The sequence below is a fragment of the Streptomyces sp. NPDC006384 genome (assembly GCF_042870695.1).
In the GTDB taxonomy this organism is placed as follows: domain Bacteria; phylum Actinomycetota; class Actinomycetes; order Streptomycetales; family Streptomycetaceae; genus Streptomyces.
Window position 1 is genome coordinate 260784 of record NZ_JBIAHR010000011.1, and the last position, 6432, is coordinate 267215.

Below are 6432 nucleotides of genomic sequence, written 5' to 3' on the forward strand. Positions count from 1 at the left end.
CGCCCCGTCCTCCGGCTCACCTCCGCTCGCGCGGAGAGGACCCGACCCCGGACTTGATCAGGTCGAAAGCCGGCGGCTCACCTCCGCTCGCGCGGAGAGGACGGACAAGTACGGCATCCCCGAGGGCGGGGACCCGGCTCACCTCCGCTCGCGCGGAGAGGACATCCGAGCACCGAGACCCGGGTCTACGTAGTGCAGCTCACCTCCGCTCGCGCGGAGAGGACGCCATCGTGGAGAAGTACAACCTGCCCGTCATCGGCTCACCTCCGCTCGCGCAGAGAGGACTCAGCGACCACCCACGCGCCCTCGATCATGCGCGGCTCACCTCCGCTCGCGCGGAGAGGACTACAGCAGCGTCCTGAACGACTGCCAGGCCCGCGGCTCACCTCCGCTCGCGCGGAGAGGACCGGACGGCGGTCGGGATCGCGTCGTCGGTCTGCGGCTCACCTCCGCTCGCGCGGAGAGGACCGGACGGCGGTCGGGATCGCGTCGTCGGTCTGCGGCTCACCTCCGCTCGCGCGGAGAGGACGCGGCCATCAGCCCGAGCGCGTACGGCACGTCCGGCTCACCTCCGCTCGCGCGGAGAGAACAACCTGGCAGGCCGGGCGGCGTGAGAGTGGGCCGGCTCACCTCCGCTCGCGCGGAGAGGACAGGCGAAGAACCAGCGACCGGGACCGCGGTACCGGCTCACCTCCGCTCGCGCGGAGAGGACATGAACCCGAGATCCCGGGTGTCAACGGCCATGTGGTTCTCCCCAGAGTGTGAAGTCCCACGGGTTGTTGGACAGTTCTGTCCCGGTTGATGCTGGACGGTCCCGCGGCATATTTGACGGTCTCGGCACATCCTGGACGACCGTGACTCGTTGGTCCTTCCATGACGGAAACGCGTGAGCCGGAACCGGTGGACGACCGGCGGTGGATGGCCGAGCACCGCTACCGGGCGGTGCTCCAGGTGCTGGACGGGGCGCCGGTCGTGCAGGTGGCCCGTCAGTTCGGTGCGTCGCGACAGTCGGTGTACACCTGGGTCGAGCGATACCACACTGGCGGGCTGGACGCTCTGGTGGACAAGTCGCGCCGACCGCACGTCTCGCCGCACCAGGTGCCTGCCGAAGTCGAGGCCCTGGTCTGCGAACTGCGCCGCTCCTACCCCCGCTGGGGCGCCCGCCGGATCGTCCACGAGCTGGGCCGGCGCGGGCTGGTGCCAGTGCCCGGCCGGTCCACCGTGCACCGGATCCTGACCCGACACGGACTGATCAACCACCAGGAGCAGAACCATCGCCGCGTCTACCGCCGCTGGCAGCGCGACGCCCCGATGCAGCTGTGGCAGCTGGACATCATGGGCGGGGTGTTCCTGGCAAGCGGGCGCGAGTGCAAGCTGGTCACCGGCATCGACGACCACTCACGGTTCATCGTGATCGCCAAGGTGGTCGCCGAGCCGTCCGGCCGCGCGGTGTGCACCGCCTTTGCCGAGGCTATGACCACCTACGGGGTGCCGTCGGAAGTGCTGACCGACAACGGCAAGCAGTTCACTGGCCGCTTCACCAAGCCAGTCCCGGCCGAGGTCCTCTTCGAGCGGATCTGCCGGGAGAACGGCATCACCGCCCGACTGACCAAACCCCGATCACCGACCACCACCGGGAAGATCGAGAGGTTCCATAAGTCTCTGCGGCGCGAACTGCTCGACCACGTCGGCCCGTTCGCGGACCAGGCAACAGCCCAGGCCGCCATCGACGCCTGGGTGCACGGCTACAACCACAGCCGGCCGCACCAGGCCCTCGACATGGCCGTGCCCGCCACCGTGTTCCGCCCCACGGCCAAAGACCCGAAACGGGACCGGCACGAGGTCCACCTGCCCGAACCGCAGGACGAGGCAACGCCTGCGACGGCCGAGCTGCTGGCGCTGCAGCTGTCCGCGCTGTTGCCCTCACCGCGGTTGCCCGTCGATGAATCCCACATCAGGGCAGTGGAGTTCGAGGCGCTCATCTCGCCGATCGGCAGGCTGTGTCTGCCTTCTGGCCAGCAGCTGAAGTTCCCCGCCGCGCTGGGCGGACGCACCGCCACCGTCTGGGCCGACGAGCGCAGCATCCACGTCTTCATCGACGGCGAACTCGCCCGCACCCGCACCTCCCAGTTCACCGCGGCCGACCTGAAGGCGCTGGTGCAGCGCGGCGGACGGATCGCCGGCCCCGAACCAGCGGCGCCCGCCCTGCCCGACGCGCCGCGGGCCCCGCTCGTGGTTGAGGTCGACCGGCTGGTCGGCCGGGACGGTGACGTCGGACTGGGCGGGCAGCGCGTCAAGCTCGCGGCCCAGCTCGCCGGACAGCAGGTCACCCTGCGGTTCGACGGCCAGCTGATGCACGTCATCGCCGACGGCCGCGTGGTCAAGACGCTGCCCGCGCCCATCCCACCGGAGCAACGAGCCCAGATCAGTGGAGCTCGCAGCCCGCGCACCGCGATCATCCCGCCGTCGGCGCAGGCACTGAAGGCTCAGCGTAAAGTGCCCGCGGACGGCGTGGTGATGGTTGGCGGCCAGCGTCTGCGGATCGGCCGGGCTCACGTCGGGAAAGCCGTGACCATCCTCATCGAGGACACCGTCTTCCGTGTCTTGGACGGCGACGTCGAACTGTCCACCCACGCCCGCACCAGCGACAAGCCGATCAGGCAGTTCAAGGCGGTCGCGCGCACGAGGAAGTAGCGGCTGTCCAGCATCTACCGGTGACGTCCAGCATCTTCTGGGGCCAAACTGTCCAAGATCTCGTGAGACCTCACACTCTGGGGAGAACCACATGGCCGTTGACAGGCTGTGCTGCCGACGTGACGACATCGGCTCGGTAGGGGTTCTGTCCGCCTGGGGCGCCCGGCGCTGCGGTGCCTGCGGGCGGGTGATGTTCGAGGTGTCCGGCAGCGCTATCGCCAGCACTTTCGTGGTTGTGGTGCCGTTCAGGTCGTGCCACGGTGTGCCTCTCGTGTGGTGCGGTGACGCCGGTCATGGGTCCGTCGTAGACGGGCCGCGGCGCACCATGGTTCAAGCCCGCCCCGAGGCGTGCGCACGTCACCAGCGAGCACACCTGCCCCACGGTCGGCGGTCGGGGGCGCGGCTTGTAACGGGGTGGCTCAGCTGTTGTCGATGCCGGTGTTGGCCCTGCTGCCGGGGCCGTTCGCCGTGGCGTTGCCGGTGCGCTCCGCCCGGGCAGGGCCGCCGCCTGTTGCGCCGGAGCGGCGCTTGCCGGTGTTGGCATCGCCGCCGCCGGTGGCCCGGGCATCCCCGGTGTCGATGGCCGACTGCTCGGATGCCGTCTGCGGCTGCTGCATCACCGCCCAGACCAGGGCGGCCACCCCGGTCGCCGCCTGCACCACAGCGCCGACCATCTGCCCGGTGTCCGGGCCGTTGAGCAGCCAGACCAGCGGAGTCGAGACGATCCCCACCACCGCAGCCAGGATCACCGTGTACTTCACCCATGCCGGCATACCGGCCCCTTTCTCGCCCTGTGACGTATTGGCAGGGCCTCATTGTGAGGTGCTGTCAGCCCTGCCATGTCCGGAATGGTCTCCTCCGCACAGCGAAGGGTGGAGCGTCCTTCATTCACATGAGCGGGGAGGCGGATCGGATGCGGGAACTCTTGCTGTTTGTGCCGCGTGTTGACAGAAGAAACGCTGTGATGGTGTCCGGGCCGCCAACCGGGCGGCTGGAACGTCGTGAGCGAGGGGTGTGGGTTGTGCTGGCTGAGGGATTGACGGCGCTGGCCGCGGCAGGGGGCAGCGCAGTAGTGCAGGCGGCAGGGACGGACGCGTGGACGGGGCTGAGGCGCCGCGTCGCAGAGATCTTCGGCCGCGGGGACAGCACGCGGGCCGCAGCGGAATTGGAGCGGCTGGAGGCGACCGCGCAGACCCTCCTTCCCGCGACCTCCGGATCCGGTGACGCCGCAGCACTGCGGCTGCGGCAGGAGGGCGTGTGGGCGGGCCGGTTCGAGGCACTGCTCGAAGGCCTCGACGAGGAAGGCCGGCAGCGCGCGGTGACCGAACTGCGGGAGCTGGTGGCGTTCGCCGCCGCCACGGCTGGTGACTCAGCGTTCGCGACGGGCACCGCGGTCGCCCAGGACGGGGGCAGCGCGGTCACCGGCGTGAAGAACACCGGTCCCGGCCGCCGGGGCCCGGCACGGGCAGCCCACACCGGAAACGCGGAGGCCACCGGAGCGGGCTCCAGCGCCGTCACCGGCATCGTCAACGACAACCGGTAGGACGCGGCAACCACCCGAGGGCCGACGGGCTGGCGGGAAGACACAGCATGGACGAGAGGCGGGGCGGCATGGTCCGGTGGTTTCGGCGCGGACGCAGCGACGGCAGACCCGGCCCAGGCGTCGCCGTGTCCGCGCCGCGCGACGATGCTGGCGGTGAAGAGGTGCGCGTCGCCGATGCCGGCGCGGGCGGCAGCCCGGTCTCCGCGGATCCTGCGGCCGGCACCTGGCAGGAGGTGACAGGCAGCGGAAACGCGACCGCTACCCACGGAGCAAAGGCCGTCACCGGAATCGACAACTCCATCACCCTCAACCTGCCCCCCGAAGCCCACCCACCAACCGAGGTACCGGCACGCGCAGGCCTCGACGCTCACCCCTTCCATCCTGGTTTGTTTGTGGGGCGTGGTGGTGAGCTGGGGGAGTTGGATGCGGCGTTGGAGGGGGTGGGGGTGGCGTTGGTGCAGGCGGTGTCGGGGCTGGGCGGGATCGGGAAGAGCACCCTGGCCGCTCACTGGGCTGCGACGCGTGCGCACGGGTATGTGCCGGTGCGCTGGTTCACCGCGGACAGTCCGGCCGGTGTGCAGCAGGGGCTGGCCGACCTGGCCGTCGCCCTGCAGCCTCTCCTGGCCCGTGTCCTGCCGGTGGAAGCCCTTGCCGAGTGGGGCCTGCAGTGGCTGGCCTGCCACACCGGCTGGCTCGTTGTTCTGGACAATGTGCAAGACCCCGCCGACATCGCCGCTCTGGTCGGCCGGGCGCGTGGCGGCCGGTTTCTGATCACTTCCCGTCTCACCACCGGCTGGAGCGCGGCGGGGGCCTCGACCGTGGTACGTCTGGACGTCCTCGATCCCGAGGACTCGCTGAAGCTGCTGACACGCATCGCCGTGGCTGATCACCCGGGCCGGGACATGAGCGGTGCCGCCGGTCTGTGCGAGGAACTCGGGCATCTTCCGCTGGCCGTGGAGCAGGCGGGCGCCTACCTCGCGCAGAACCCGTTCATCACCCCCCGCGCCTACCGTGAGCTCCTCGCCCGGCAGCCGGGCCGGATGCTGGGCCGGGGCGCGGTGAACACCCCTGCGGAGCGGACCATCGCCCGGATCTGGGACGTCACCTTGGACCGTGTCTCCCAGATCCAGCCCGAGGCGGCCGGCCTGCTGCGCGTGCTGGCCTGGTTCGCCCCCGACCACATCCCCACCGCCCTCCTCCCCGCGACAGACCCAGACCAGAACAGCCAGGACAGCCAGGACAGCGGGGATGGTGGGGATGGCGGGGGCGGGATGTGGGAGGGGGTAGGGGTGCTGTCGGCGTACGGGATGCTCACCGTCGACCCGGCCGCGGGCACGGTGTCGGTGCACCGTCTGGTCCAGGCCGTCGCCCGCACCCCCGAGCCCGGCCACCCCCACCGCACCCCCGAACAGATCGAGCAGGCCCGCCAGCACGCCACCGGCCGTCTGCACACCGTCCTGCCACGGGACTGGAACAACCCGGCCAACTGGCCGCTGTGGCGGGAACTGCTGCCCCACGTCGACGCCCTCGCCCGCCACGCCGACACCGACACCGACACCCACACCACGGCCCGCCTGCTCAGCTACGCCGGCGGTTTCCTCAAAGACCAGGGAACACTCCGCCGTGCCATTACCTACCTCGACCGCGCACACACCACCTGCCTACGAGTCCTGGGCGAAGACCACCCCGACACCCTGACCTCCCGCAACAACCTCGCCGAGGCCTACCGCGCGGCGGGTGATCTGGCGCGGGCCATCCCGCTGTTCGAGCGGACGCTGCGGGTGCGGGTGCGGGTGCTGGGCGAGGACCACCCCGACACCCTGACCTCCCGCAACAACCTCGCCTACGCCTACCAGTCGGCCGGGGACCTGGCGCGGGCCATCCCGCTGTTCGAGCGGACGCTGGACGATGCGGTGCGGGTGCTGGGCGAGGACCATCCCGACACCCTGTCCTCCCGCAACAACCTCGCCGGCGCCTACGAATCGGCCGGGGACCTGGCGCGGGCCATCCCGCTGTTCGAGCGGACGCTGCGGGTGCGGGTGCGGGTGCTGGGCGAGGACCACCCCGACACCCTGTCCTCCCGCAACAACCTCGCCGGCGCCTACCGCGCGGCGGGTGATCTGGCGCGGGCCATCCCGCTGTTCGAGCGGACGCTGCGGGTGCGGGTGCGGGTGCTGGGCGAGGACCACCCCGAC

4 protein-coding genes are annotated in these 6432 nt (G+C 70.9%); 3 read left to right on the forward strand and 1 reads right to left on the reverse strand.

Features of this window, described 5'->3' with window-relative positions:
- Window positions 1-873 precede the first annotated feature (873 nt).
- Window positions 874-2694: an IS481 family transposase gene (locus tag ACFYOJ_RS17935; RefSeq protein WP_356553030.1), complete on the forward strand. Its 1821-nt coding sequence runs from the start codon at window positions 874-876 to the stop codon at window positions 2692-2694.
- Between the two features lie 419 nt (window positions 2695-3113).
- Here the strand turns inward: ACFYOJ_RS17935 and ACFYOJ_RS17940 are convergent, their stop codons facing one another.
- On the reverse strand, window positions 3114-3467 hold the full coding sequence (locus tag ACFYOJ_RS17940; RefSeq protein ID WP_356553029.1) for a hypothetical protein: 354 nt from the start codon (window positions 3465-3467) through the stop codon (window positions 3114-3116).
- A 248-nt stretch (window positions 3468-3715) separates the two neighbouring features.
- Between ACFYOJ_RS17940 and ACFYOJ_RS17945 the strand changes: the two genes are divergently transcribed.
- Together ACFYOJ_RS17945 and ACFYOJ_RS17950 are read left to right on the forward strand one after the other, a co-directional pair.
- Window positions 3716-4237: a hypothetical protein gene (locus ACFYOJ_RS17945; RefSeq protein ID WP_356553027.1), complete on the forward strand. Its 522-nt coding sequence runs from the start codon at window positions 3716-3718 to the stop codon at window positions 4235-4237.
- A gap of 446 nt (window positions 4238-4683) precedes the next feature.
- On the forward strand, window positions 4684-6432 hold a 1749-nt coding region (locus ACFYOJ_RS17950), incomplete at its 3' end, for a tetratricopeptide repeat protein (protein ID WP_388597236.1).

Coding starts and splice junctions, on each gene's coding strand:
- ACFYOJ_RS17935 (WP_356553030.1), top strand. CDS start 874: ATGACGGAAACGCGTGAGCCGGAACCGGTGGACGACCGGCGGTGGATG.
- ACFYOJ_RS17940 (WP_356553029.1), bottom strand. CDS start 3,467: ATGCCGGCATGGGTGAAGTACACGGTGATCCTGGCTGCGGTGGTGGGG.